At 58.7% G+C, this 25,185-nt stretch carries 26 protein-coding genes; 9 read left to right on the forward strand and 17 right to left on the reverse strand.

Annotated elements, in window-relative coordinates:
* Window positions 1-28 precede the first annotated feature (28 nt).
* Genes DYI22_RS13975 through pdxB form a run of 3 tightly spaced genes read left to right on the forward strand, consistent with a single transcriptional unit; the run spans window position 29 to window position 3,084 of the window.
* Window positions 29-592 (forward strand): elongation factor P hydroxylase, encoded by a 564-nt coding sequence (locus DYI22_RS13975; RefSeq protein WP_213478704.1) that lies wholly within the window; start codon window positions 29-31, stop codon window positions 590-592.
* Between the two features lie 20 nt (window positions 593-612).
* Window positions 613-1,908 carry a DEAD/DEAH box helicase gene (locus DYI22_RS13980; RefSeq protein WP_213478705.1) on the forward strand — a complete coding sequence of 432 codons (1,296 nt, stop codon included), beginning with the start codon at window positions 613-615 and terminating at the stop codon, window positions 1,906-1,908.
* A 21-nt stretch (window positions 1,909-1,929) separates the two neighbouring features.
* Window positions 1,930-3,084 (forward strand): 4-phosphoerythronate dehydrogenase PdxB, encoded by a 1,155-nt coding sequence (gene pdxB, locus DYI22_RS13985; protein ID WP_213478706.1) that lies wholly within the window; start codon window positions 1,930-1,932, stop codon window positions 3,082-3,084.
* Here pdxB and htpX read toward each other — a convergent pair whose 3' ends face one another.
* The 3 genes from htpX to DYI22_RS14000 all read right to left on the reverse strand — a co-directional run bounded on the left by htpX (window position 3,085) and on the right by DYI22_RS14000 (window position 5,787).
* Window positions 3,085-3,969: a protease HtpX gene (htpX, locus tag DYI22_RS13990; protein ID WP_323132922.1), complete on the reverse strand. Its 885-nt coding sequence runs from the start codon at window positions 3,967-3,969 to the stop codon at window positions 3,085-3,087. It abuts the gene before it with no gap.
* A 96-nt stretch (window positions 3,970-4,065) separates the two neighbouring features.
* Window positions 4,066-4,560, reverse strand: coding sequence for a hypothetical protein (locus tag DYI22_RS13995; RefSeq protein WP_213478708.1), 495 nt, complete (start codon window positions 4,558-4,560; stop codon window positions 4,066-4,068).
* Window positions 4,561-4,572: 12 nt separating this feature from the next.
* Window positions 4,573-5,787 (reverse strand): pyridoxal phosphate-dependent aminotransferase, encoded by a 1,215-nt coding sequence (locus DYI22_RS14000; protein ID WP_213478709.1) that lies wholly within the window; start codon window positions 5,785-5,787, stop codon window positions 4,573-4,575.
* A gap of 181 nt (window positions 5,788-5,968) precedes the next feature.
* Between DYI22_RS14000 and DYI22_RS14005 the strand changes: the two genes are divergently transcribed.
* Both DYI22_RS14005 and DYI22_RS14010 read left to right on the forward strand, forming a co-directional pair.
* Window positions 5,969-6,451 carry a glutathione peroxidase gene (locus DYI22_RS14005; RefSeq protein WP_213478710.1) on the forward strand — a complete coding sequence of 161 codons (483 nt, stop codon included), beginning with the start codon at window positions 5,969-5,971 and terminating at the stop codon, window positions 6,449-6,451.
* 3 nt (window positions 6,452-6,454) lie between these two features.
* Window positions 6,455-6,922, forward strand: coding sequence for a MarR family winged helix-turn-helix transcriptional regulator (locus tag DYI22_RS14010; RefSeq protein ID WP_213478711.1), 468 nt, complete (start codon window positions 6,455-6,457; stop codon window positions 6,920-6,922).
* Here the strand turns inward: DYI22_RS14010 and DYI22_RS14015 are convergent.
* Both DYI22_RS14015 and DYI22_RS14020 read right to left on the reverse strand, forming a co-directional pair.
* Window positions 6,873-8,870, reverse strand: coding sequence for an ATP-binding protein (locus tag DYI22_RS14015; RefSeq protein ID WP_213478712.1), 1,998 nt, complete (start codon window positions 8,868-8,870; stop codon window positions 6,873-6,875). The two genes, DYI22_RS14010 and DYI22_RS14015, sit on opposite strands and share 50 nt — an antisense overlap.
* A 55-nt stretch (window positions 8,871-8,925) precedes the next feature.
* Window positions 8,926-9,702, reverse strand: coding sequence for a hypothetical protein (locus tag DYI22_RS14020; protein ID WP_213478713.1), 777 nt, complete (start codon window positions 9,700-9,702; stop codon window positions 8,926-8,928).
* Between the two features lie 231 nt (window positions 9,703-9,933).
* Between DYI22_RS14020 and DYI22_RS14025 the strand changes: the two genes are divergently transcribed.
* Window positions 9,934-10,944 carry a LysR family transcriptional regulator gene (locus DYI22_RS14025; RefSeq protein ID WP_213478714.1) on the forward strand — a complete coding sequence of 337 codons (1,011 nt, stop codon included), beginning with the start codon at window positions 9,934-9,936 and terminating at the stop codon, window positions 10,942-10,944.
* Here the strand turns inward: DYI22_RS14025 and DYI22_RS14030 are convergent.
* From DYI22_RS14030 to DYI22_RS17645, 8 genes are all read right to left on the reverse strand, one after another.
* Window positions 10,933-11,901 carry a GNAT family N-acetyltransferase gene (locus DYI22_RS14030; RefSeq protein WP_213478715.1) on the reverse strand — a complete coding sequence of 323 codons (969 nt, stop codon included), beginning with the start codon at window positions 11,899-11,901 and terminating at the stop codon, window positions 10,933-10,935. The genes DYI22_RS14025 and DYI22_RS14030 overlap by 12 nt on opposite strands.
* A complete protein-coding gene (locus DYI22_RS14035) occupies window positions 11,898-13,049 on the reverse strand; it encodes a cupin domain-containing protein (RefSeq protein WP_213478716.1) in 1,152 nt (383 codons plus the stop codon). The genes DYI22_RS14030 and DYI22_RS14035 overlap by 4 nt, the downstream gene beginning before the upstream one ends.
* A 16-nt stretch (window positions 13,050-13,065) precedes the next feature.
* Entirely contained in the window at window positions 13,066-14,433 is a 1,368-nt protein-coding gene (purB, locus tag DYI22_RS14040) for an adenylosuccinate lyase (RefSeq protein ID WP_213478717.1), read from the reverse strand.
* A gap of 75 nt (window positions 14,434-14,508) precedes the next feature.
* Window positions 14,509-15,153 carry a high frequency lysogenization protein HflD gene (gene hflD / locus DYI22_RS14045; protein ID WP_213478718.1) on the reverse strand — a complete coding sequence of 215 codons (645 nt, stop codon included), beginning with the start codon at window positions 15,151-15,153 and terminating at the stop codon, window positions 14,509-14,511.
* Window positions 15,150-16,304 carry a tRNA 2-thiouridine(34) synthase MnmA gene (gene mnmA, locus DYI22_RS14050; RefSeq protein ID WP_213478719.1) on the reverse strand — a complete coding sequence of 385 codons (1,155 nt, stop codon included), beginning with the start codon at window positions 16,302-16,304 and terminating at the stop codon, window positions 15,150-15,152. The genes hflD and mnmA overlap by 4 nt, the downstream gene beginning before the upstream one ends.
* A gap of 48 nt (window positions 16,305-16,352) precedes the next feature.
* Complete coding sequence (locus tag DYI22_RS14055) at window positions 16,353-16,802, reverse strand: NUDIX hydrolase (protein WP_213478720.1); 450 nt, start codon at window positions 16,800-16,802, stop codon at window positions 16,353-16,355.
* A complete protein-coding gene (locus tag DYI22_RS14060) occupies window positions 16,799-17,437 on the reverse strand; it encodes a pseudouridine synthase (protein WP_213478721.1) in 639 nt (212 codons plus the stop codon). The genes DYI22_RS14055 and DYI22_RS14060 overlap by 4 nt, the downstream gene beginning before the upstream one ends.
* A gap of 142 nt (window positions 17,438-17,579) precedes the next feature.
* Window positions 17,580-17,906: a cold shock domain-containing protein gene (locus tag DYI22_RS17645; RefSeq protein WP_323132920.1), complete on the reverse strand. Its 327-nt coding sequence runs from the start codon at window positions 17,904-17,906 to the stop codon at window positions 17,580-17,582.
* A 339-nt stretch (window positions 17,907-18,245) separates the two neighbouring features.
* Here DYI22_RS17645 and clpS point away from each other — a divergent pair, with 339 nt between their 5' ends.
* The 3 genes from clpS (at window position 18,246) to DYI22_RS14080 (ending at window position 22,137) form a co-directional block, all read left to right on the forward strand.
* Window positions 18,246-18,608, forward strand: a complete 363-nt coding sequence (gene clpS / locus DYI22_RS14070) for an ATP-dependent Clp protease adapter ClpS (protein ID WP_213478722.1) — start codon at window positions 18,246-18,248, stop codon at window positions 18,606-18,608.
* Between the two features lie 18 nt (window positions 18,609-18,626).
* Entirely contained in the window at window positions 18,627-20,897 is a 2,271-nt protein-coding gene (clpA, locus tag DYI22_RS14075; protein ID WP_213478723.1) for an ATP-dependent Clp protease ATP-binding subunit ClpA, read from the forward strand.
* A gap of 208 nt (window positions 20,898-21,105) precedes the next feature.
* Window positions 21,106-22,137, forward strand: coding sequence for a putative solute-binding protein (locus DYI22_RS14080; protein ID WP_213478724.1), 1,032 nt, complete (start codon window positions 21,106-21,108; stop codon window positions 22,135-22,137).
* 58 nt (window positions 22,138-22,195) lie between these two features.
* Here DYI22_RS14080 and infA read toward each other — a convergent pair whose 3' ends face one another.
* The 4 genes from infA to trxB all read right to left on the reverse strand — a co-directional run bounded on the left by infA (window position 22,196) and on the right by trxB (window position 25,065).
* Window positions 22,196-22,414 (reverse strand): translation initiation factor IF-1, encoded by a 219-nt coding sequence (gene infA / locus DYI22_RS14085; protein ID WP_008938619.1) that lies wholly within the window; start codon window positions 22,412-22,414, stop codon window positions 22,196-22,198.
* Between the two features lie 81 nt (window positions 22,415-22,495).
* On the reverse strand, window positions 22,496-23,209 hold the full coding sequence (locus DYI22_RS14090; protein WP_213478725.1) for an arginyltransferase: 714 nt from the start codon (window positions 23,207-23,209) through the stop codon (window positions 22,496-22,498).
* Window positions 23,202-23,924, reverse strand: a complete 723-nt coding sequence (gene aat, locus DYI22_RS14095) for a leucyl/phenylalanyl-tRNA--protein transferase (protein ID WP_213478726.1) — start codon at window positions 23,922-23,924, stop codon at window positions 23,202-23,204. Before aat ends, DYI22_RS14090 begins: the two co-directional genes overlap by 8 nt.
* A 187-nt stretch (window positions 23,925-24,111) precedes the next feature.
* The gene (trxB, locus tag DYI22_RS14100) at window positions 24,112-25,065 is read right to left on the reverse strand and encodes a thioredoxin-disulfide reductase (protein WP_213478727.1); all 954 of its coding nucleotides are present in this window, start codon (window positions 25,063-25,065) and stop codon (window positions 24,112-24,114) included.
* Window positions 25,066-25,185: the final 120 nt, after the last annotated feature.

Genomic DNA, 25,185 nt, shown 5'->3' on the forward strand with positions numbered 1-25,185 from the left:
GGGTTTAAAGACGCACAATAGCGTCCCAATGAATCACAATCCAGACGATCTTATCATGCTGTTCAATGACCTGTTCCGGGAAAACTGCCGGACGGTCCTGGTCAGGGGTGGCGAGGAACCTGAGTACCTGCCCGCCGCCGAGGCCGGTGGTGTGGCACAGATTATCTTCGCCCATGGTTACTTTGCCAGCGCCCTGCATGAGATCAGTCACTGGTGCATTGCCGGGGCGCAGCGCCGCACCCTCAGGGATTATGGCTACTGGTACTGTCCCGACGGTCGTACGGCAAGCCAGCAGCAGGCTTTCGAGCAGGTGGAGGTGAAACCTCAGGCGCTTGAATGGCTTTTTTCCGTGGCTGCGGGCTCCCGTTTTCACATCAGCGTCGACAACCTGTCAGGCGAGGGCGCAGCCGACGAAGCCGGGTTCCGCCGCCGGGTGAGGGCGCAGGCCAATGATTATCTGGACGTCGGAATGCCGGCTCGCGCCCGGGCATTTTTCGATACGCTCACCACATTTTACGGAACCGGGGAAACGTTTGAACACGCCTGGCACGAAGAGACCCGGCGCACTCTACCTCCGATTCCACATCAGTAATAAAGGAAGACTGAATACCTATGACATCTGACTCACGTGATACCAGCAAGACGCTGTTCAAGGATCTCAATCTCGACCAGCGCCTGCTGGATGCCATTACCGACATCGGTTTTGAACACTGCACCCCGATTCAGGCGGAGACTCTGCCCTTCACCCTGGCATGTCAGGACCTGATTGGGCAGGCCCAGACCGGGACCGGCAAAACCGCGGCGTTCCTGATCACCGCCATCCAGAGTCTGCTGGAAACCCCGGTGCCGCCAAAGGACCGCTTCGCCTCCGAGCCCCGGGTGCTGGCACTGGCCCCGACCCGGGAGCTGGCCATGCAGATAGCGAAAGACGCAGAGCAGCTGTGTGGTTACACCGGCCATAACGTCGTAACAGTTGTGGGCGGTATGAACTACGATAAGCAGCGGGACCAGTTGCAGAACGAGATTGTCGATATCCTGGTGGCAACGCCCGGGCGGCTGATTGATTTTCTGGGGTCCCAGGACGTGTTTCTCGACCAGCTGGACATCCTGATTCTGGATGAAGCCGACCGTATGCTGGATATGGGGTTCATCCCCGACGTCAAGCGCATTATCCGCAAGTGTACACCCAAGGAAGAGCGCCAGACGCTGCTGTTCAGTGCCACGTTCAATCAGGATGTGCTGAATCTTGCGTCAATGTGGACCCAGAACGCAGAGTTTGTGGAGATCGAGCCTGAACAGAAGACGGCGGAACGGGTTGAACAGACGGTCTATCTGGTCGGCGAGGATGAAAAGCTGCCGGTGCTGGTCAACTACCTGAAAAACCCGGACGTTGAAAAGGCCATTGTGTTCGCCAATCGTCGAGACCAGTGCCGGGATCTGGAAGAGGATTTACGAAATCAGGGGGTGAAGGTCGCCCTGATGTCCGGGGAAATCGCCCAGAACAAGCGCCTCAAGACCCTCGAGCAGTTCAAGAAGGGATCGATTCAGGTGTTGGTGGCAACGGACGTGGCGGGGCGCGGCATTCACGTCAACGGCGTGACCCATGTTTTCAACTACAATCTTCCTGAAAACGCTGAAGACTATGTCCATCGCATCGGCCGGACTGGTCGCGCCGGCAAGACCGGGGTGTCGGTCAGCTTCGCCAGTGAGGACGACGCGTTTTCGCTGCCGGCGATTGAATCCTACATCAGCCAGAAGCTGAAAACCGCGGTGCCTGATCAGGAACTGATGGCGGCCATGACGAACCCTCCGATCACCAGAAAGCGCGGTGGCCGGCGACCTCAGGGTAGCCGGGGCCAGGGCGGGCGCAGTCAGGGTGGACGACCCTCCCGCGCGCGCCGGAATTAAAATAAGCGGACAGCTCAGACTATGTTGATCGTAGCAGACGAAAACATCCCCCTGCTGGAATCGTTTTTTGCGGATATTGGCGAGATTCGACGGGTGTCCGGGCGAACCCTGTCGCCCGATGATGTCAACGACGCCGATATTCTGTTGGTCCGCTCGGTTACGCGGGTTAATGAGGCGTTGCTGAAAGACAGCAGGGTGCGGTATGTGGGTACCTCGACCATTGGCACCGACCATGTCGATGTGGCCTGGCTGGAGGCCAGGGGCATTGCGTTCTCGGCGGCGCCCGGGTGCAATGCCAACAGTGTTGCGGAATACGTGCTGTCGGTGTTGTCGTTGTATGCCGAGAAACAGGGTCGGGACGACTGGGAAACGCTCAGCGTGGGCATTGTAGGCGCCGGCAACGTGGGCAGTGAGCTCGCTCGCAAACTGGACAGGCTGGGCTTTACCGTGCGGTTGTGTGATCCCCCCAGGGCAGAGCGGGAAGAAGGCGCGGAGGAGCTTTTCTGTAGTCTCGACGAGGCCCTCGAGTGCGATGTGGTATCGCTCCACACCCCCCTGATCCGGGACGGCCAGCACGCCACGTTTCATATGATCGATGCCGCAAAGCTGGAGCGGATGACCGCAGGGCAATTGCTGATCAACAGCAGCCGCGGTGAGGTCATTGATTCTGCAGCACTGCTGGAAAGGCTCCAGGGAGCGAATGCGCCCACGGTGGTGCTGGATGTCTGGGAGCAGGAGCCGCGGATCAACCCGCAGTTGGTGGATCGGGTGTGGCTGGCGACCCCGCATATCGCCGGTTACAGCCTGGAGGGCAAGGTGCAGGGCACCGAAATGGTGTATCAGGCATTGTGTCGTTTCCTGGGGCTTCCCGTGCGCAAGAAAGCCGGCCAGTATCTGCCGGAGCCGGCCCTGAGCAAACTCTCGTTCACCAGCGCAGCCGAGGAAACGGGGGCGGGCAATATCGCCATGCGGTCCTGTTACGATCCCCGTCGGGACGATGCCCGGCTCAGGCTGACCATGGATCTGCCAGCGGAGGATCGTGGTGGGGCCTTTGACCGCCTGCGGAAGAACTACCCGGTTCGCCGCGAGTTCTCAAGCGTCAAGATTCAGCTCAAAGGCACCAGCAAGTCGCTCCAGGACACCTTTCGTGCCCTGGGTTTCAAGCTGAAGATCTGATCAGAGGCTTGCCCGTTGCAACGCCGCTATGCGGTCATCCAGCGGCGGGTGAGTCATGAACAGGGCGCTCAGGCCAGCGCGGGCGCCGCGAATGATGCCGAACGCCTGGAGTGAATCGGGCATCTGGTCGGGCACCTCACTTTCCTGCTTCAGTTTCGCCAGCGCGTTGATCATTGCGCCGCGCCCGGCCAGCTGGGCCCCGGCAATATCGGCACGAAACTCCCGACGGCGGGAGAACCAGAACACGATGGTGCTGGCCAGTATGCCCAGCACGATTTCCGCAATAATGCTGACCACGAAGAAACCGATGCCGTGGCCACTCTCGTTCTTGAACACCACCCGGTCCACAAACGACCCGATGACCCGTGACGCGAAGATCACAAAGGTGTTCACCACGCCCTGAATCAGCGCCAGCGTGACCATGTCACCGTTGGCGACGTGGCCAATCTCATGGCCGAGCACCGCGCGGATTTCGTCCTTGTCGAATCGCTGGAGAAGCCCTTCGCTGACCGCGACCAGAGAATCGTTCTTGTTCCAGCCAGTCGCAAAGGCATTGGATTGCGACGCTGGAAAGATTGCCACCTCCGGCATGCCAATCCCGGCGTTCTTCGCCAGTTGGCCAACGGTGTCCACCAGCCAGCGCTCCGCCGGGGTGCGTGGCGAGTCGATGACACGGGCCTTGGTACTCCATTTCGCCATGGGCTTGGAGATGAGCAGCGAGACAATGGCGCCGGCAAAGCCGAACACAGCGGCAAAGGCGAGCAGTGAACCGTACTGGATACCGTTCTGGGCGAGATAGCTGTCCACCCCGAGCAGACGCAGGGTGAAGCTGGCGACAATGATTACGGCCAGGTTAGTGGCGAGAAACAGCAGAATACGCATTATCGGTTCCTTTTATCAGTCTCAATCCACATGGGCGGCACAGGTGCCACGGAGGGAATACGTGGTCTGGTCAACTCCGTTCAAGCGACTAACGCGGATTTAATGATCGCCCGGGGCGACAGAAGTTCCTGCAAGGGTATTGCTGAAGAAGGTCTCCTGCATCACCTGGCTGATGGTGGCGGAACTGCCACTGCGCAAGGCGTTGCGTATCAGGTGGATGTGAGTGGAGAGATCCTGGCGGACGGAATCGGGCAGTTGGTCCCGCTCATCGGGAGTCAGTGTATCCAGAGTGCCCGGCAAGGTCCCGCTGGCGGGCATGCTCAGGCGAACAAAGGCGCGGCGGGTCAGCACCGCCTGATCCAGGGTTTCCTGACGAATGGTGTCCACATAGCGCAGCAGGCCTTCTTCCTCTAGCCAGAGCAGGGCGCCGAAGCACGCCATGTGGCGCTTGCTGTGGAGGCCAAATTCATCCGGTTCGTCGGGCCCGGCAATGTCTTCGACAAACAGGTTGATGCGCCGTGGAAAGGCGTTGAAAAGCTGGACCAGCGCAATAGCGGCGTCTTTGTAGAATTCCTCTATGTGGATGTCTGCCATGTCTGGTACCGCTTACTGCTGGTAGGTGGATAGGAAGTGTGCAAGACGCTTCATGGAGTCCTCCAGGGTATCCACCCGCGGCAGGAAGACCACCCGAAGATGCTGGCGGTCGTTGATGTTGAACGCCGACCCCTGAACCAGCAGGATTCGTTCCTGCAGCAGCAGGTCCAGAACCAGCTTCTCGTCGTTGACGATCGGAAAACGCTTGGGGTCGAGCTTCGGGAACAGGTAGAGCGCGCCTTTGGGTTTGACGCAGCTGACCCCCGGGATATCGTTGAGCAACTGCCAGGCGGTTTCCCGTTGTTCGTACAGGCGGCCACCGGGCGCTACCAGGTCGTCGATTGACTGGTACCCGCCGAGGGCGGTCTGGATAGCAAGCTGAGCCGGGACGTTGGCGCACAATCGCATATTCGACAGCATCTCGATGCCCTCGATGAGATCGCGGGCACGATGTTTGGCGCCGCTGATGATCATCCAGCCAGAGCGGTATCCCGCCGCGCGATAGTTCTTGGACAGGCCGTTGTAGGTAAAGAACAGCACGTCGTCGGCCAGCGACGCGGTGGATACGTGCTCCGTGCCGTCGTACAGAATCTTGTCGTAGATTTCATCGGACAGGATGATCAGGTTGTGCTGCCTGGCCAGTTCAATGACCTGCTCCAGCAACTCCGTGGAATAGACCGCCCCGGTAGGATTGTTGGGGTTGATCAGCACGATCGCGCGGGTACGACTGGTGATTTTCTTGCGGATGTCGTCAATGTCCGGGAACCAGTCCTGGGCCTCGTCGCAGTGGTAGTGCACGGGTTTACCGCTGGACAGGGTGACGGCGGCCGTCCAGAGCGGGTAATCCGGAGCGGGTATGAGGACTTCGTCGCCGGTATTGAGCATGGCCTGCATGGACATGACAATCAGTTCGCTGACGCCGTTGCCGAGAAAGATATCGTCTATGTCGACCTTGTCGATGCCCCGTTGCTGGCAGTAATGCATGACCGCCTTGCGGGCGGAGAAAAGGCCCTTGGATTCCACATAGCCCTGCGCCAGGTGCATGTTGTAGATAACGTCCTGCTGAATCTCCTCAGGTACATCCAGCTCGAATGCCGCAGGGTTGCCGATGTTGAGCTTCAATACCCGGTGCCCTTCCTCTTCCAGCCGGCGCGCCTCGCGCAGAACCACGCCACGTATCTCGTAGCACACGTTATCCAGCTTGGCGGACTTCTGGAAGTTCTGCATAGGACCCTGGTTTCCTTAACCCGTTATCGGAAAAAAATATAATAACATCAGCTCGGTATTCTAACGGAGCATGACCGCCCGACAACAGGGCAATTATGATGAATTGTGGCGAAAGCAGACATCCGTCGACAAATAATGTATTGTGCACAATCTAATCACGAACAATTAAAGGAGACAGTGCGTGAGCGAGAGCATTTACGATTTTACCGTGCAGGACATACAGGGAAACGAACACGACATGGGCGAGTACCGGGGCAAGGTACTGCTGATTGTGAACACCGCGAGCAAATGCGGTTTCACACCCCAGTTCGAGGGTTTGCAGGGACTTTACGGTGATCTGAAGGAGAAGGGCCTGGAGGTGCTTGGCTTTCCGTGCAACCAGTTTATGAATCAGGATCCGGCGGACAACGGCGCGATCAGTCAGTTCTGCAGTCTGAATTACGGCGTGGATTTTCCGATGTTCGCCAAGATCGAGGTCAATGGTCCCGGCACTCATCCGCTCTACGCTTTTCTGAAACAGCAGGCCAAAGGGCTGATGGGCTCCGAAAAGGTCAAATGGAACTTCACCAAGTTCCTGGTGAACCGGGACGGCCAGGTGGTGCGCCGTTATCCGCCGACCACCAAGCCGGAAGCCATTCGCAGTGACATCGAGAAGCTGTTGTAACCGATGATGGCGTCCGACGATGACATGGGGCTGGACAACCAGCTGTGTTTCGCGCTGTATGCCGCCAACCGGGCTGTTGTGGCCCGGTATCGGCCGCTGCTGAGCGAGCTCGGGCTTACCTACCCGCAGTACCTGGTCATGCTGGTGCTGTGGGAGGCCGCTTCGGATGGGCGACGGCTGAACGTGTCGGATCTCGGTGGCCGGCTGCGGCTGGATTCCGGAACGCTGACGCCGCTACTCAAGCGTCTGCAGCAACGAGGGTTGATTAGCCGAACGCGGAGTAAGGAAGACGAGCGAATCGTGAGCGTCGGGCTCACCGACGCGGGCAAGGACCTGCGGGCGCAGGCCCGGGCCATCCCGGGGCAGTTGCTGTGCGCCACCGGTGTGGCGCCGGAAAGGCTGGTGGCACTGCGTGACGAACTCAGGTCGATTCTTGCCCAACTGGAGAGCCCGGCGCCCAACGGGCAATGACGGCCTTCAACTCGTCACGGTTATAGGGCTTGGTGATGTAGTCATTCATGCCGGAGGCCAGGCAATCCTCACGGTCGCCCTGCATGACGTTGGCCGTCACCGCGACGACTGGCAATGCCTGCCAGTCCGGGTTCTCCCTGATCCGACGGGTCGCTTCGTATCCGTCCATCACGGGCATCTGGCAATCCATCAGCACGATGTCGTAGTTCTTGTTCGTCAGCGCCTGCAAAGCGCGCTTGCCATTCTCCGCAAGATCCACGTGATGACCGAGCTTACGCAACAGGCTGCTGGCAACCAGCTGGTTGACCTGGTTGTCCTCGACCAGAAGGATGTCGAGCGCAGGGATGGGGGCGTGTTCTTCTTCCGGTACCACAGCCGGTTCCGTTATCGGGACAGCCTGTTCATAGATTGGCAGGGGAAGCGTCACGGTAAAGTGAGTGCCGTGGCCCACATCGGAATCGACCAGAATCTGCCCGTGCATGCGCTCTACCAGCTGACGGCAAAGTGTCAGCCCAAGCCCGGTGCCGCCGTAAAGTCGGGTAGTATCGCTGCCGGCCTGCGAGAAAGGCGAGAATATGCGGTGCAAACTCTCCCTCGACATGCCGATGCCGGTATCGATCACCTCGATCTTGATGTTGCCGCCGACGCGGCCGGCCCGGATTTTGACGCTGCCGTTCTCGGTAAACTTGATGGCGTTGCTCAGCAGGTTATTGAGAATCTGGCGGGTGCGCGTGGGATCGCCCAGGACCATCTCGGGCAGCTCGCGGTCGATGTCTGTGAACAGATCAATGTTCTTGCGACGCGCCTGCTGGGCGTGCAGGGTGGCGCACTCCTCGATGAGGCCGCGGGCGCTGAATGGGATGTTTTCCAGGCTCAGCTTGCCGGCTTCGACCTTGGAAATATCGAGAATATCGTTCAGCAGCCCCAGCAGGCTCTGACCCGCATTGAGCGCGATCTCAAGCCGGTTTCTCTGTTCCGGGTCGAGATCGCCTTCCAGCGCCAGCCCCAGCATGCCCAGAACGCCATTCAGCGGAGTGCGGATCTCATGGCTCATGCTGGCCAGGAAGTTGGCCCGGGACCGCGCACGCCGCACAGCGTCCTCCTTGGCCTTCACCAGCGCATGATTACCCCGCTGCAGCGCCTCATTCTTTTCCGAGATTTCCCGGGTGCGATCGTCCACTTCCCGTTCCAGTTGGCTGGAATAATTTTTCATGGCGCTCTCGGCGTGACGGAGCTGGGCGAGACTGGAGTCGAGCGTTTGCAGGTGTTGATTGATGATGCCCACCATGGTGCCGATTTCGTCGTCCTCATGGTTGACCGGGATCGGCACTCGCACTTTTTCGGGGCTGTCCGCCTGCACCCGGCTTAACGCATTGATCACGTTCATCATTGGCCGGGTGAGTACAAAGTAGAAAATACCCAGCAGCGCCACCGTCAGGATCAGGCTCTTGAAGAAGCCGCTGAGCAAGGTGTAGCCCGCCCGCTGCAGGAACAGCAACCCGTAATGGTAGGTATCGATGGTGACGTTCAGCGTGCCGAGGGGCAGATCCGCCAGTTGGCGGACCCGCAGTTCATCACTGAAGGTCCGGTTTGCTCCGAACAGGGCATCGCTGATCCAGCGATAGGGGGAGGTCGGGCTGCTCTGGCTGGCGGCGGCCATGGTGTGCCCGTCGTTGTCGATAATACGGGCGTCTATGGTGGCCGGATGGCGCAGCAGGCCGTCCAGCAGCTCCTCGGCGAGACGGACGTCGATGTTGTAGGCGATCTGCGAGGCTGGGCTGTGACTGATTTCAATCAGCGCCTGGATTTCGTTTTCCATCGATTCCCGGGCGTTGAAAAATTCCAGCGCAACCTGAACCAGATTCAGTATCAGGCCCAGCAACATGGCCAGCAGCACCGTATCGCGGGTCAGGCGGTAGGATAGACGTTTACGGAATAGCCTGGTCACCAGTGTTCACAATCCTTGTCCGGAGGCAGTTCAGAAGCGAGTGGCGGGCCGTCGCTCAGTCGTCATAGTCGGCTTTTTTCTTCCACTCGTCATCATGGAGGAAGGTATCCCATTCCCGGTCCAGTTTGGATTGGTCGTCCTGACTGCCGGCGGTTTGTTCGCCGTCGTTGCTCATGGCTTCCAGTTCCTTGATCCGGGTTCGGAAACTCTTGACCGCTTTCATCGCCAGGGGATTGTCGCGGGATTTCCCCATCTCGGTACTGGCGAGGTGGTAGGCGTGAATGGCCTTGCGAATCTGGTTCTGTCTGACGTAGTCCCTTGCCTGGAACACGTGCAGGTCGGCGTGGGTTTTGTGCACCAGGAACAGCACGTGTTTGAGATTCTTCTTCGCCGTGGCGTTGTCGAGTTTTCCAGCCTTGTGCATGCCTTCAATCATCTTGAAAAGACTTTGAAGTAACTCTTTGACATAGGTTGATTTTTCAGCGGAATCGATTTTTATCGGAGAGCGGTTGTCGGTACCGTCCAGCACGTGTTTCTTGAGTTGCTGTGCAGCCTCAAGCCATTGCCTGGCGGGCAGGGCTGATTTCAGGGCGGCCAGCTCGTGACTGGCCTCCTCCATACGTTTGATCAGCAACAACTTGAGATCCGGGGTCAGGTACTGACCGGGAATTTCGTTGAGCAGGCGGTTGGCCCGGTTGTATTGGTCTTCCAGGGCAGCGGTTTTTCGGGCCCGTTCGATTCTCGACCTTTCACGCATCTGAATGGCCACAATAATGATGATCGAAATGGCAACCAGGGCAGCGAGAATCAGAACGATCGTAGTGGTATCCATAAGATTGGCAACGACTCCGGTGACAGTACCAATGGCGAAGAAACCGGCAATGGAGGTTCCGGTTTTTCCGCAAGTAACCGAAAGACTAGCAGAAAACGAGACCCGAATCCGTTTCCAAGTGTGAAAGATTGACTCATTATATTGATTTCATGAATCTGTATGATCATGTACATTAACACAGTGAATGCTGGCGCCTTTGTTCAGTATCACGAAGCTGTCTGGAGTGGATGAATGGATATTTCCCGGGTCGATCTCAATCTTCTGGTGTACCTCGATGTTCTCTTGCGGGAGCGCAACGTTACCAAAGCGGCCAACCACCTGGGCATCACACAGCCAGCCATGAGTAATGGTCTCAGGCGCTTGCGGGACGTATTCGGCGATCCATTACTGGTGCGCACCAGCGAGGGCATGTCGGCTACCGAGCGCGCGCGGGAACTGCAGCCGCTGGTCCGCGGAATACTCTCGGACATTGAGCAGGCGGTGCAGGAAAAGACGCCATTCTCGGCAATGGAAAGTCAGCGTGTGTTCCGCATCATGGCCAGTGATTACGCGGAATCCTGTTTGATGCCACGGGTACTGCGCCGCATTCGCCAGGAAGCGCCACACGTAACCCTGGATGTCCTGACGCCCAGTGACGTCAGCTTTCTGGACGTGGAGCAGGGCCGGCTCGACATGGCCATCAACCGCTTCGACAAGATTCCCCAATCGTTCCACCAGAAGACGTTGTGGACCGAGTATTTCGCCTGCCTGATGAATGCGCGGAACCCGATTCTGAGGGAGCCTTTTACGCTGGATACCTACCTGGCCGCCAGTCATATCTGGGTCAGTAAAACCGGTTTCGGGGTGGGCGTGGGTGTGAACCCGAAAGACGTCCAGCGCCTCGGGTGGGTCGACGAAGCGCTGTCACTGATTGGTCGCAAGCGCCAGATATCCGTGTTCACCCGCCACTATCAGGTGGCGATGCTGCTGGCCGAGCAGCATGACCTGATCGCCACCCTGCCATCCCGTGCGGCGTGGTTGCAGAAAGATAACGCCAACCTGGTGGTCAAGGTGCCGCCGTTCGAGATTCCGCCGTTTGAACTCAAGATGGCCTGGAGTCCGCTGCTTCAGCACAACGCCGACCATCAATGGTTGCGTAAGCTGATCGCGGAAGTGGCCGGAGAGGTGGACGCCGAGTTCGCACCCTTTGGCGCCCAGTTCGAATCTGCGGAGGTTTCGCCGCCTTTTCACTCAGAGCGGTAAGTCCCGCAATTCCAGCGAGGGGCGCCCGGTTTCCCACATGCGAAGGAAATTTTCCGCGAGCAGTTTGACTCTGCCGCCGTCGGCGAAACTGGCAAAACCCTCGGGCTTGAAGAAATCGTGGCGGTAGAGGACGCCTGCGCGATCCACCAGCATGAACGGTTGATCCGTGGCCGGGTAATCTCCATGCACCAGCCGCAGTTCCATACGGCTGGGCAGTCGTTTCATCAGTTCAACAATCTGGTGCCGTCGCTTGACCAGTGGTTTGTCGTCGTGGATGAGCAGGCGGATTTCGCTTAACCGGTTGCGGCGTGCCAGCGCCGACAGCAGTTCACGGAACTGAGGGCGGTCGTAGGTGTCATGGTCCAGCACCCGGTCATAGAGCCAGAGGCGCTGGGAGGCCTGCGCTGTCAGGGAATCCAGCAACTGGGTCATGGGCTGTTCGGAAGAGAACAGCCAGGCGTCGCGGTCGTTCCCCAGTATAGCCGGGCAGTGGCGTTGGCCCGGGTCGCGGGCAATCAATTCTGCCATCAGGCAGCGCATATCCACATGGGGGATGCCGGCATCGTCATAAACGCCCGAGCACACGTGAAAGCCGGAACGCTGGTAAAAGGCGATGGCGTGCTGCTGGGCCGACAGTCTGAGCTCGCGGAAACGACCGCCGGCGTCACGGATAAGGTGGTGGAGTAACGCCTCACCGACACCTTGACCGCGCCAGGCCGGCAACACCGCCATGCGGCCAATGTGGCCGGTCTCTTCAAGGGTGGAAAACAGGCGGGCGACGGCGACGGGCTGATTATCCGCATTGACGGCCAGATAGTGGTCGGCGATTTCATCCCTCGCATCCCACTCCAGCTCAGGCGGCACCTGCTGTTCCTCGATAAACACCCGTTGCCGGATATCGCGCAGGTCCCCCGGCGCCAGTTGCCAGCTGTACTTGCGTATGCGTATCCGCGTCATTCGAAGTAAACCGACCCCTGATTGTAAAGATGGCTGAGCAAACCGCCGATAGCGGTATCGTCCACCAGGGTGGCCAGTTCGGTCATGTCGATTCGGGCGCCGGCGCACATCAGTGGCGCCAGGGGCCGGGCATCCCCTTTCAGCAGATACTGCTCGCCATCCACGAACAGCGCGGTTTCGTCCCCGAACTCGTGAAACGCAAACCGCGAGCCTTCATTCCAGCGTAATTGTGCGCCTTCGCGTACGAGGTCGCTGAATACCTCCGGGGCAATGGGCTCTTCCGACGGCACCACGATGTCCATGCTTTTCGGTGCGGTGGTGAACTGGCCAAACCACAACGTGAGTTGGCGGCGGTCCGACATTTTGCGGTGAATGACGTCTGCAACACGGTCAATGACTTCCGGGGCAATGGTGCCGGGATTGCGTTGAATCTGCAGATCCGGATCGTCCAGATGATCAGAAGCGTCGGACTGGCCGCACAGGAAATCGGTAAACCCGGTGAGAATGTCGTCAACGGTTGGTGCGCGGAAGCCCACCGAGAGGGTAATGCAGTCGTCTTCCGCTACGCCGTGATGGCCAATGCCGGGGGGCAGATAGAGCATGTCGCCGGGTGCCAGGGTGACGGTTTCCTCGCCTTCCCAACTGCTCAGGATGCGCAGGGGAGTGCCATCCACCCGTGGCGAGGTGTGATCGCAATGGCCGCCGAACGTCCAGCGACGATGGCCCTGGGCCTGCAGCAGGAATACATCGTACTGATCGTAGTGCGGCCCGACACTGCCGCCTTTGGGGGCGTAACTGGCCATGATGTCGTCCAGCCGCCAGTTGGGAACGAAGCGGAAATGCTCCAGCAGATCGGCGGCGTCCGGGACCCAGTGGTCGAGCCCCTGCACCAGCAGCGTCCAGTCGTGCTCCGGCAGGCTGCTGAAGCGTTCGGGGTCGAACGGGCCATTGTGCAGTTGCCAGGGCTTGCCATCGTCGTTTTCGATGACCAGTCTTGACTCCACCCCTTCTTCGCAGGCCAGGCCCGCCAACTCGTCCGGAGAAACCGGAGAACGAAACTCCGGAAACGCCTGGCGGATCACCAGCGGCTTTTTCTGCCAGTAATCTCTGAGGAAATCAGCCGCTGAGCGTCCGCCGAGCATATCCATAAAGCGTTTCCCGATATCAGATGTTTTGTGCCTGATCGATAGCGTTGCCGATATACGATCCCGGCGTCAGCGCCATCAATTCTGCTTTGGCAGCCTCCGGGATAGCCAGAGACTCCACGAAATTCTGGATCACTTCCGGCGTCATAGCCTTGCCTCGGGTCAACGCCTTGAGCTTTTCGTAGGGTTTTTCGATGTTGTAGCGGCGCATCACGGTCTGGATCGGCTCCGCCAGAACTTCCCAGGCGTGGTCGAGATCCTCGTTCAGCCGCGCCGGATTGATCTCGAGTTTGCCAAGGCCCTTCAGCGATGCCTCATAGGCAATCAGGCTGTGGGCGAAGCCGACGCCGAGGTTACGCAGTACGGTGGAGTCGGTCAGATCGCGCTGCCAGCGGGAAATGGGCAGTTTCGCGGAGAGATGACTGAACAGCGCGTTGGCGATACCGAGGTTGCCTTCGGAGTTCTCGAAATCAATCGGGTTAACCTTATGGGGCATGGTGGATGAGCCCACTTCGCCTTCTACCGTCTTCTGCTTGAAGTAGCCGAGAGAAATGTAGCCCCAAATGTCCCGGTCCAGGTCAATCAGAATGGTATTGAAGCGGGCAATCGCATCGTAAAGCTCGGCGATATAGTCATGGGGTTCGATCTGGGTTGTGTAGGGGTTCCAGTCCAGCCCCAGGCTCTCGATAAAGTCTTTGGCGTTCTGTGCCCAGTCGATAGCCGGGTAGGCGGACAGGTGCGCGTTATAGTTACCGACGGCGCCGTTGATCTTGCCCAAAAGCTCGGTGGCGCGAATTTGCGAAAGCTGGCGCCGTAGCCGGTAGACCACGTTGGCCAGCTCCTTGCCCACGGTCGATGGTGAGGCCGTCTGACCGTGGGTGCGGGACAGCATGGGTTGTTCGGCGTGATCGTGGGCCAGCTGTGCCAGCTTGTCGACCACGCGATCCATAGCCGGCAACAAGCCATGATCCAGTCCTTCCCGCAGCATCAAGGCGTGGGAAAGATTGTTGATGTCTTCCGAGGTGCAGGCGAAATGAACAAATTCTGTCACCGCGTGCAGCTCGGCAACCTCGGCGATTTTTTCCTTGATGAAGTACTCGACGGCTTTGACGTCGTGATTGGTGGTCCGCTCAATCTCCTTGATACGTTCCGCATCCGCCAGGCTGAACTCACTGACCATTCGATCCAGAAAAGCGGTCGCTTCAGGGGACAGCGCGGGCACCTCGCTGATCTCCGGGTGCGCCGCCAGCTTTTGCAGCCAGCGAATCTCGACGGTCACCCTGTTCCGGATAAGGCCATATTCACTGAAGATGTCACGGAAGACGGTGACTTTGCTGCCGTAACGTCCGTCGACCGGGGAAATGGCGGTCAGGGCGGTGAGTTCCATCGAAAACCTCTCAAATCAACTGGGAATGGGTCATAAAAGGATTGGTGCCTATGATACACCAGCACTGCATGCGAATCAGTCGTAAACCGCCCGGTTCGCCTTCTCGGCCAGCTCTTTTGCGGTGGCGATAACCCGGCGCCGGGAAATGACCAGTTGCCAGCGGCGCCCGCCACTCTGGCGCCACAGCACCGCCGAACGGATACCCGCAAGCAGCAGCGTACGGACCCGGGCGGCATTCTCCTCCCGTTGCAAGGTGGCGGGGTCGCCGGTTACCTGGATCCGCATGCGAAAGGTGCTGATGGTGTCCGTGTAGATCGACGCCAGATTGGCAATCAGGTTGCTGTGCAGATAGCCGAAGTGGCTGGCGGTATGGCGGGCCTGGTCGATGCGGCTGCCAAGCACGGACATCATGTCTTTGTTACGGTTGAGCTTGGATTCCAGGTGAATCAGGTTCAACGCGTAGCGAAGCACTTCGATGTCCTGCGGTTTGCTTTGCTGGCTCAGTACATTGGCCAGCGTGGTCAACCCCTCGCGAAGATCTTTCAGTTCCCCGCCATAGACGTCCAACGTCGTGTCGGGATCGGTGGCAAACAGGGATCGCACCGAGGTTTCGAAACTGGAATCCGTACACTGGCCCGTATGGGCCACCTGCTGGACCTGGGCGGCGGCCTGAAACACGCCTGCAAGGGCCAGGGTCTGGTCGTACAGGGATCGGCTCATGCGGGCTCCCCGTTGGCGGCCGCCCGATCTGGAAGGCTCTCGCCGTCGCGCCAGGTCTGCTCGATGACACCGCCGCCAAGGCAGATGTCATCCTGATAGAACACCACGGACTGCCCGGGGGTCACCGCTCGCTGGGCGTCATCGAAGATCACCGTAACGCCTGTGTCACCCAGGGTCACAGTGCAGTCCTGGTCCGGCTGGCGGTATCGGGTTTTGGCCTTGCAGCGAAACGTCGGGGCCGGCGCCTCGCCGGCAACCCAGTCGATAGCGCCGCTGACCAGCCCGCGGGAAAACAGCAATGGGTGCTGCTTGCCCTGTACCGCGATGAGCACATTGCGGCTGAGGTCTTTCTCGGCCACGTACCAGGGCTCGTCACCGAATTCACTCAGGCCCCCGATACCCAGGCCCTGGCGCTGACCGATGGTGTGATACATAAGGCCCTGATGGCGGCCGATCACCGTGCCGTCGGGGGTCTCGATGTCGCCGGGCTGGGCGGGCAGGTACTGTTTCAGGAAGTCGCGGAACTTGCGCTCGCCGATGAAACAGATACCGGTCGAGTCTTTCTTGTCGTGGGTGATAAAGCCCTGGGCTTCGGCGATGCGCCGCACTTCCGGCTTTTCAAGCTCGCCGACCGGAAACAGGGTGCGGGCGATGCGGTCGCCGGAAACAGCGTGGAGAAAATAGCTCTGATCCTTGTTCGGATCCAGGCCCTTGAGCAGTTGGGCCTTGCCGGAACCGTCGTTGAGCGGGCGTTGGCGGGTGTAGTGGCCCGTGGCAATGAAATCGGCGCCCAGGGTGACAGCGTAATCCAGGAACGCCCGGAATTTGACTTCCTTGTTGCACAGAATGTCCGGGTTGGGGGTGCGGCCAGCGCCATATTCGGACAGGAAATGCTCGAACACGCGGTCCCAGTACTCGGCCGCAAAACTGGCGGTGTGCAGGGGAATGCCAATGGCGTCGGCGACCGCCTGCGCGTCCGCAAGGTCGGTCATGGCGGTGCAGTACTCGGTGCCGTCGTCTTCGTCCCAGTTTTTCATGAACAGGCCTTCAACCTGATAGCCCTGATCCTTCAAGAGCCAGGCGGCCACCGAGGAGTCGACCCCGCCGGACATGCCAACAATTACTCGGGTGTTTTCAGGAACGTATGTCATAGTCGAACCGTGCTGCTCAAAGCGCAGCAGTTTACCATTGTTGGTCACTCACGTCTCAGCGTCGACCACCACATCCAGCGGGAAGCGCCGCCCGTTTCGGTAATCTTCTATGCATCTCAGAACCAGCGGGCTGCGGAGCCGGTCTCCAAGCCCGGCGATCTCCTCGAGGCTTAGCCAGTGCGCGGCGATGATGCCGTCGTCGAGTTGATCGGTGACCTTTTCCAGTGCCCTGGCGGAATAGCAGAATCGGTGATAAGTCACCCCATTGGCCGGCGCCTTGTAGGTGTAGAGCCCAAGGAAGTGGGTCGGTTCTACCTTGTATCCGGTCTCTTCGAGGGTTTCCCGGCGCACGGCGTCCAGAATGGCCTCATCTTCCTCGATGTGTCCTGCGGGTTGGTTGAATACGACCAGGCCACTGCTGATTTCCTCGACCAGCAGAAACCGGCCTTCCGTGTCTTCAACCACCACGGCGACGGTGGCATGGGGTTTCCAGGTCATGGCGATGAATGTCTCCGGGTTGATCTGCCAGAGCCAGATCGCCGAGTACCGCGGCGGCGGGCGACCGGTGAGGGGGCTGGCGCGTGAATGCTGAGTTTGCGAAATTGGCCCGGTGGCAGATTGTCCAGTGTCCAGTCACCGATGCGGTAGCGGATCAGTCGCAGGGTAGGGAAGCCGACCGCAGCCGTCATCCGCCGGACCTGGCGGTTCCTGCCCTCGGTAATGGTGAGGGTCAGCCAGGATGTCGGTATAGACTCTCGGTGCCGCACCGGTGGCTGACGGGGCCACAGCTCGGGTTCGGGCATGGCCTCGGCCTTGGCAGGGAATGTCTTGCCATCTTTCAGAACGACGCCGTTGCGCAATTTGGCCAGGGCTTCGTCGGTGATGCTGCCTTCCACTTGCACCCAGTAGGTTTTGGGCATTTTCTGGCGGGGAGAGGCAATTCTGTGCTGCACCTGACCATCGTCCGTAAGCAGCAGCAGCCCCTCCGAGTCGTAATCCAGCCGGCCGGCAGGGTAAACGCCGGGGACGGAGATCCAGTCTGCAAGGGTTGCGCGGGGAGCGCCCTCATGATCTGAATCCGTAAACTGGCTCATGACCTGGTAGGGCTTGTTGAAGAGTATCAGGGTTGCCATGGCTAGAGGGTAGCCGAAGCCATTGCAGAGGAAAAGAAGAAATCCCGAGTCGTTACACAAACCGGCCTGGGGCCTCGGTGATTCGAGGCCAGAGAGTCTGCCGAATCTGATCTGGCCGGCTTGTCAGGGAGCCGGCGAAGATTCAGGCGTTCACGGCTCGCGGTTCGGTCGGGCGGTCGCTGCCTTCGCGGTCCGATCCTGCTTCCGCGTCAGACTGCTTTTCCCGGGAATCGCCTGCGCTGGCCTGAGCGCCTTTCTGTGGCTGCTCATCCGGCACAATATTGACCGCGTGAATACCCTTGTCACTGGGTTTTTTGTCAAAGGTGACGGTTTGGCCGGCCTTCAGGGTTTTGTAGCCGTCCATCTGCACCGAGGAGAAATGGGCAAACAGATCATCGCTGCAGCCGTCCTCGATAATGAAACCGTAACCCTTGGCATTGTTGAACCACTTTACTTTGCCCTTTGGCATGATGAACTCCCCTGTTCCTTCACTGTCAATCACTGTTATTGGTGTTATTGCCATGCGTTGAGCCTTGCACGGGTGATATCGGGTTACCTGATACGGATGCTTCCGTGGATACAAATAGATTACACCGATTTACATAATTTTACATTGCACCTGTACTGTTGACCAATATCGTCTGCGAGTCAATAGCGGACATTGCTCGAATGTATGGTTGAAGAGGGGGCGGAAGCGTTATCATGAGCGTATTGATAACCAGCGCACGTCCGCTCGGCTTGCAAGCTTGAAAAGCGGACGACTCACAACCACATTACAGGCAAGGGCACCGACTTCCGGTAAAGAATCATGAGGACTATCCAGAATTCTCTACTAGTATTGAATCAGGGGGAGGACGAACAACAGCCAGGGCGTCAGGACGACCTCAGTGTTGCTCCCGAGAAGCCAGCCCTCAAGCGCCCTGCGCGCTTTCGGGTGATGCTCCTGAACGACGATTACACCCCCATGGATTTTGTGGTGGATGTGTTAATGAAATTCTTCGGTATGAACGAAGAAAAGGCGACGCAGGTGATGCTGCTCGTCCATACGCAAGGAAAAGCCGTATGTGGGGTATATACCCGTGACATCGCAGAAACAAAGGCGGCACAGGTGAATCAGTATTCTTCGGAATGCGAACATCCGCTCCTTTGCGAGATTGAACGTGCGGACTGATAGACCCAGGGGTGGCCCATGCTGAGCAAAGATCTTGAAATTACGCTGAATACGGCCTTCAAAAATGCCCGCGACAAGCGCCATGAGTTCATGACGGTGGAGCATCTTTTGCTGGCCCTGCTGGACAATGAATCGGCGGTGGGTGTCCTGAAAGCCTGTGGTGCAGACCTGAAGCAGCTGCAGGAAGAGCTTGTCGAATTTGTCGACTCCACAACGCCCCTGATTCCGAGCAGCGACAGTGAGCGGGAAACCCAGCCCACGCTGGGTTTTCAGCGCGTACTCCAACGCGCGGTGTTTCATGTGCAGTCCTCCGGCAAGAAAGAAGTGACCGGCGCCAACGTGTTGGTGGCTATTTTCAGTGAACAGGAAAGCCAGGCGGTGTACGTGCTCAAGAAGCAGAGCATCGCCCGGATTGATGTGGTGAACTTTGTCTCCCACGGCATCTCGCGGGTGCAGGGCGCCGAAGACCAGGAAGGCCATGACCAGGCCTCCCACGAGGAAGGCGCCGAGGAGAGCGGCGCGTCCCGCCCGCTGGAAAGCTACGCCACCAATCTCAACGAGCAGGCCCGCCAAGGCCGGATCGATCCGCTGATCGGTCGCGAACACGAAGTGGAGCGCGTCGTCCAGATACTGGTGCGCCGCCGCAAGAACAACCCGCTGCTGGTAGGTGAGGCTGGCGTGGGCAAAACCGCCATCGCCGAGGGCCTGGCCAAGCGCATCGTGGACGGTCAGGTGCCGGAAATCATCTCGGACGCCGTGGTGTACTCGCTGGATCTGGGCGCGCTGCTGGCCGGTACCAAGTACCGGGGGGATTTTGAGAAGCGACTGAAAGGCCTGCTGGCGGAACTGAAGAAAGAGCAGCACGCCATTCTCTTCATTGATGAGATTCACACCATCATCGGTGCGGGTTCGGCGTCCGGCGGCGTCATGGATGCCTCCAACCTGCTCAAGCCCATGCTGAGCTCTGGAGAGATCCGCTGTATTGGCTCCACCACGTTCCAGGAATTCCGCGGTATCTTCGAGAAGGACAGCGCGCTGGCGCGGCGTTTCCAGAAAATCGACGTCAACGAGCCGAGTGTTGAGGACACCTACCAGATCCTTCGCGGCCTGAAGCCGAACTTCGAGAAACACCACGACCTCAAGTACACCGACAAGGCCCTCAGGGTGGCGGCGGAACTGGCGGATCGCTATATCACTGACCGTCACTTGCCGGACAAGGCAATCGACGTGATTGACGAGGCCGGCGCGCGCCAGCGGCTGATGCCTGAGGGTAAACGCAAGAAGACCGTCGACGTGCCCGATATCGAGGATGTGGTGGCAAATATCGCCCGGATTCCGCCGAAAAATGTGTCCACCAGTGACAAGGACCTGCTGCGCAATCTGGAGCGGGATCTCAAGATGGTGGTCTTCGGACAGGACCCGGCGATCGAATCGCTGTCCACGGCAATCAAGCTGGCTCGTGCTGGCCTGAAAGCACCGGAGAAACCCGAGGGCGCCTTCCTGTTTGCCGGTCCTACCGGTGTCGGCAAAACCGAAGTCACCAAGCAGCTGGCCAAGGTTCTGGGGATCGAACTGGTGCGTTTCGACATGTCCGAGTACATGGAGCGCCACACAGTTTCCCGCCTGATTGGTGCGCCCCCGGGCTACGTGGGTTACGACCAGGGTGGCTTGCTGACCGAGTCGGTCAACAAGCATCCCCACTGTGTGCTGTTGCTGGATGAGATCGAGAAGGCGCATCCGGAAGTCTTCAACCTGTTACTGCAGGTGATGGACCACGGCACGCTCACGGACAACAACGGCCGCAAGGCGGATTTCCGCCACGTGATTCTGGTGATGACCACCAACGCCGGTGCCGAGAGCATGGCGCGTCGGTCCATCGGCTTCAACGAGCAGGACCACAGCTCGGACGGTATGGAAATTATCAGCAAGACCTTCACGCCGGAATTCCGTAACCGTCTCGATGGCATCATTCAGTTCGCCGATCTGCAGAAGGAAACCATCACCCATGTGGTGGACAAGTTCCTTACCGAGCTGCAGGCGCAACTGGATGAGAAGCACGTGGTACTCCACGTGGACGAGCCAGCGAAACAGTGGCTTGCCGAGAAAGGCTACGACGTCACTATGGGTGCAAGACCGATGTCCCGGCTGATTCAGGACAAGATCAAGCGCCCTCTCGCCGAGCAGATCCTGTTCGGTCGCCTGTCAGAGAAGGGTGGTGACGTGCACATTCACCTGCGGGACGACGAGCTGGTGTTCGACTACGAGGATGAGCCCGCCGAAGCGGTGTAAATCCGCCTCTGGAGTGTAAAGCAGAAACCGCGCCTTTCCGGGCGCGGTTTTTTTATGCCCCTGCCTTTTGCAGTTGACCGCTTTTTAACCGATGCAATGGCGGCCCTGTCAATCCATTCAAGGCTGATCTCTGTCAGTTTAGAAAGCTCCGCCGGATGAAGCGGTTTCCGAGGGGGCTCACTAACAACAATGACAAGGAATCAGACGAATGAGGTTTCTCGCTGCATTGCTGGCAGGCGCACTGGGTCTGTTGGTCTGGACCCCGGCAGTGGCTGTTGAACAGAAACAGTTCTGTGTATTTGACGTCGCGGGTGCCGGTGGCTTTGTTTACAAGACCTTGCAGGAATACCAGCGCAAGATGATTGAGACGGGCGTGAAGCTGACGATGAAGCCCTACACCGACGAGGACCGGGCCGTTGCCGATTTTCGGGCGGGGTATTGCGATATCGTTGCACTCACCGATATGGGTGTTCGCCATTTCAACGATTTTACAGGCTCTATCAGCGCCATAGGGGCGGTGCCTTATTACGAGGATTTGCGGGTGTTGATGCATATCCTGTCCAGCCCGCGGGTGGACGAGCATCTTGCCCAGAACGGCTTCCAGATACTGGGGGTCGCCCCGATGGGTGCGGCTTACCTGTTTGTGAATGATCGCCGGATCGATCACGTCAATGCCCTTGAGGGCAAGCGTATTACCGTGTTCGAGGGTCACCACGATGCCCGCCACATGGTTGAGTATGTTGGCGCTATACCGGTGAACGCGAAAATCTCGAACTTTGCCCGACTGTTCAATTCCGGTGAGGCTGACATCAGTTACGCGCCGGCCGCGGCGTACGAGGTGCTCGAGATGTTTCGCGGCATGGGTGACCAGGGCGGCATCGTAAAATATCCGGTAGGCCAGGTGACCGTGCAACTGGTGGCCAGGGAGGGGGAGTTCGATGAACGTTTTGTGCGCCGGTCTCGAAAGAATGTTGCCCGTCTTTATCCGGAATCGATCCGGGTGATTCGCCAGTACGAAGAATCGATACCCGACGAGCGCTGGGTGGATATCTCACCGGCGTCCATTCGCGGGTATCAGGAGATGCTGCGCAGCGTGCGTATCGACATGCAGAATTCGACGGAGGGCGGTGGCATGCTGGCGGCGGGTGTATACGACGACAGCATGATGACCATCCTCAGGAAGGTCCGGTGTTATACCAACCCCGGAGCGGGAGAGTGCAGTGCTGAAGATCGGGAATGAGTGCGTTCAAAACTGAAAAAGCCCCGGATCCGGGGCTTTTCAGATGTCACGCTGACGATTAACGGGCGCGGTAAACGATGCGTCCCTTGCTGAGATCGTATGGGGTCAGCTCAACTTTTACCTTGTCGCCGGTCAGTATACGGATGTAGTTTTTCCGCATCTTGCCTGAAATGTGGGCGGTCACAACGTGGCCGTTGCTCAGCTCCACACGGAACATGGTATTCGGAAGGGTATCAACAATAACGCCTTCCATTTCAATGACATCTGATTTCGCCATTCAGTAGAAACCTCGTTTGGAATTAACTTGCCTTGATTTTAAATTGCGCAATTCTGCCTGAATTGTCGCCATTTAGCAAAATCAGTTGCGCTCCAGTACCTGCCACTGGCCATCCCGCAGGGCTTCTATGGGCCGGAAACGGGTTTTGTAGTTCATTTTCCGGCACTGGCGAATCCAGTAACCGAGGTAAAGGTGTGGCAATCCCCGGGTTCTGGCGGCCTCTATCTGCCAGAGAATGGCAAAGGTGCCGAGACTGCGGGCTTCATACGCTGGATCAAAAACCGTGTAAATGGCAGACAGCCCGTCGTCGAGCAGGTCAACGGCGGCGAGGCCGACCAGCTTGTCGGCCAGGCGTATCTCCAGAAACCAGGAGTCGGTGGCGCCTTCCACCAGAAAGGATGTGAATTGCTCCCGGGAAGGCGGGTACATGTCACCGTCGGCATGGCGCTGCTCGATATAATCGGCATAGAGCTGATAGTAACGCTCGGTGAAACTTGCAGGCACCAATTCGCAGGTCAGGTCGGCATTCCGGTCACGTACCCGCCGCTGACTGCGGTCCGGGAGGAAGTCGTCGACCCTCAGTCGAACCGGTATACAGGCATTGCAGGATTCGCAGTGGGGCCGGTAATAATGCGAGCCGCTGCGGCGAAAGCCAAGCGCTGTGAGCTGGCTATAAAGTTTCTTGTCGATATTCGCCCTGGGATCCACAAACATGGTGGTGGCCTCACGATTCGGCAGGTAACTGCAATCGTGGGGTGGTGTGGCGAAAAATACCAGGGTTCTGAGATTACTCATGCACTCCTCCGGGCCCGGGCCATTGCCACTGGAGTTGCCAGGAGCTCTGGTTCGGAGAGCGGTCGACACCTGCTCTGAGTATAGATAAAAACTCGCTTCGGGGAATGCTTCGTGCACCCATTTTCAGCAGATGAGAACTCTCGACCTGGCAGTCCATAACGCGGTAGCCCCACTGATCAAGCTGATGGGCCAGGTGAACCATCAGCACCTTGGAGGCGTTGGTTTCCAGCGAGAACATGGATTCCCCGAAAAAGCACTGGCCGATGCCCAGTCCGTACATGCCGCCCACCAGTTCCCGGCCGGGATTCCACACTTCGATGGAGTGGGCAATGCCTTGCTGGTGCAGCTGGGTGTAGCTATGGATCATGTCGTCGGTGATCCAGGTGCCTTCGGTTCGGGTGTCCGCGCACAGCCGGATAACCTTGCGGAAATCCTGATCGCAGGTCACCGTGAAATAGCCACGGTTAAGGGTGCGTCTGAGGCTGCGGGATACGTGGATCTCATCGGGAAATAACACGCACCTTGGATCGGGAGACCACCAGAGGATGGGCTGGTCGTCGCTGAACCAGGGAAAAATGCCGTTGCGGTAGGCGAGGATCAGGCGTTCGGTAGAGAGGTCGCCACCCAGGGCGAGTAGCCCGTCCGGTTCGTCGAGGGCTTCTTCGGCGGGAGGAAACCAGAGGTGGTCAGGGTCTATCCAGGGTAGTGAGGTCATTCGGATCCGTTGCTTTCAGTGACTTGCAAACCGAATTCCGGAGTAGCGGGCCTCGGGTACAAGCGGCTGAAACACGCTGTGGATACGTCCTTGTACGCTTGGCTCCGCCATCCATGGCTCCGCACAGTTTCAGCCGCTTGCACCCGAGGCCCTCGTCGAGCTTCTGAGTTGCTTTCCTCAGTGTAGATCAGTCCTGTTGGTCCAGAAATTTCTCTGCATCCAGAGCCGCCATGCAGCCGAAGCCTGCGGAGGTCACGGCCTGGCGGTATACGTGGTCAGCCACGTCGCCGGCGGCGAAGACGCCCGGGATGCTGCTCTGGGTGGCCATGCCCTCAAGGCCTGAACGGATCTTGATGTAGCCGTTTTCCATGTCGAGCTGGCCGGTGAACAGGTCGGTGTTCGGCTTGTGACCGATGGCGATGAAGACGCCGGCCAGATCCAGATCCTGCGTACTGCCGTCTTTGGTGCTCTTGATGCGCATGCCGGTGACGCCGGTGCCGTCGCCAAGTACCTCGTCAAGGGTGTGGTCCCACACGATGTTGACGTTTCCGTTCTCGGCCTTTTCGAACAGCTTGTCCTGCAGGATTTTCTCAGCGCGCAGGCTGTCGCGGCGGTGTACCAGGGTGACCTCGTCAGCGATGTTGGAGAGGTACAATGCCTCTTCCACTGCGGTATTGCCGCCACCGATAACCGCGACTTTCTGTTTCTTGTAGAAGAAGCCGTCGCAGGTGGCGCAGGCGGATACGCCCTGGCCTTTGAATTTTTCCTCGGATTCCAGGCCCAGGTACATGGCGGAAGCGCCGGTGGAAATGATCAGGGCGTCGCAGGTGTATTCGCCGCTATCGCCCTTGAGGCGGAAGGGGCGATTGCGCAGGTCAGCTTCGTTGATGGTGTCGTAGACCACGTTGGTCTCAAAGCGCTCGGCGTGCTTGAGCATGCGCTGCATCAGCTCCGGACCCTGAACGCCGTCATTGTCACCGGGCCAGTTGTCCACGTCGGTGGTGGTGGTGAGCTGGCCACCCACTTCAATACCGGTGATCAGTGTCGGCTTGAGATTGGCCCGGGCGGCGTAAACCGCTGCGGTGTAGCCTGCGGGGCCGGAGCCAAGGATGATCAGTCGGGAATGTTTGGTTTCGCTCATTGTGGGTCTCTCGTCAAAATCTCGATTCAACAGGGTGGAAAACGTTATCGATACAGTTCTGGAAAGTGCTGAAGGCTATCACGAACCGGGTGATGTTCCAGTAATTTTGGGCAATTCCTG

The organism is Marinobacter lipolyticus, from assembly GCF_018424605.1.
Taxonomy (GTDB): domain Bacteria; phylum Pseudomonadota; class Gammaproteobacteria; order Pseudomonadales; family Oleiphilaceae; genus Marinobacter; species Marinobacter lipolyticus_B.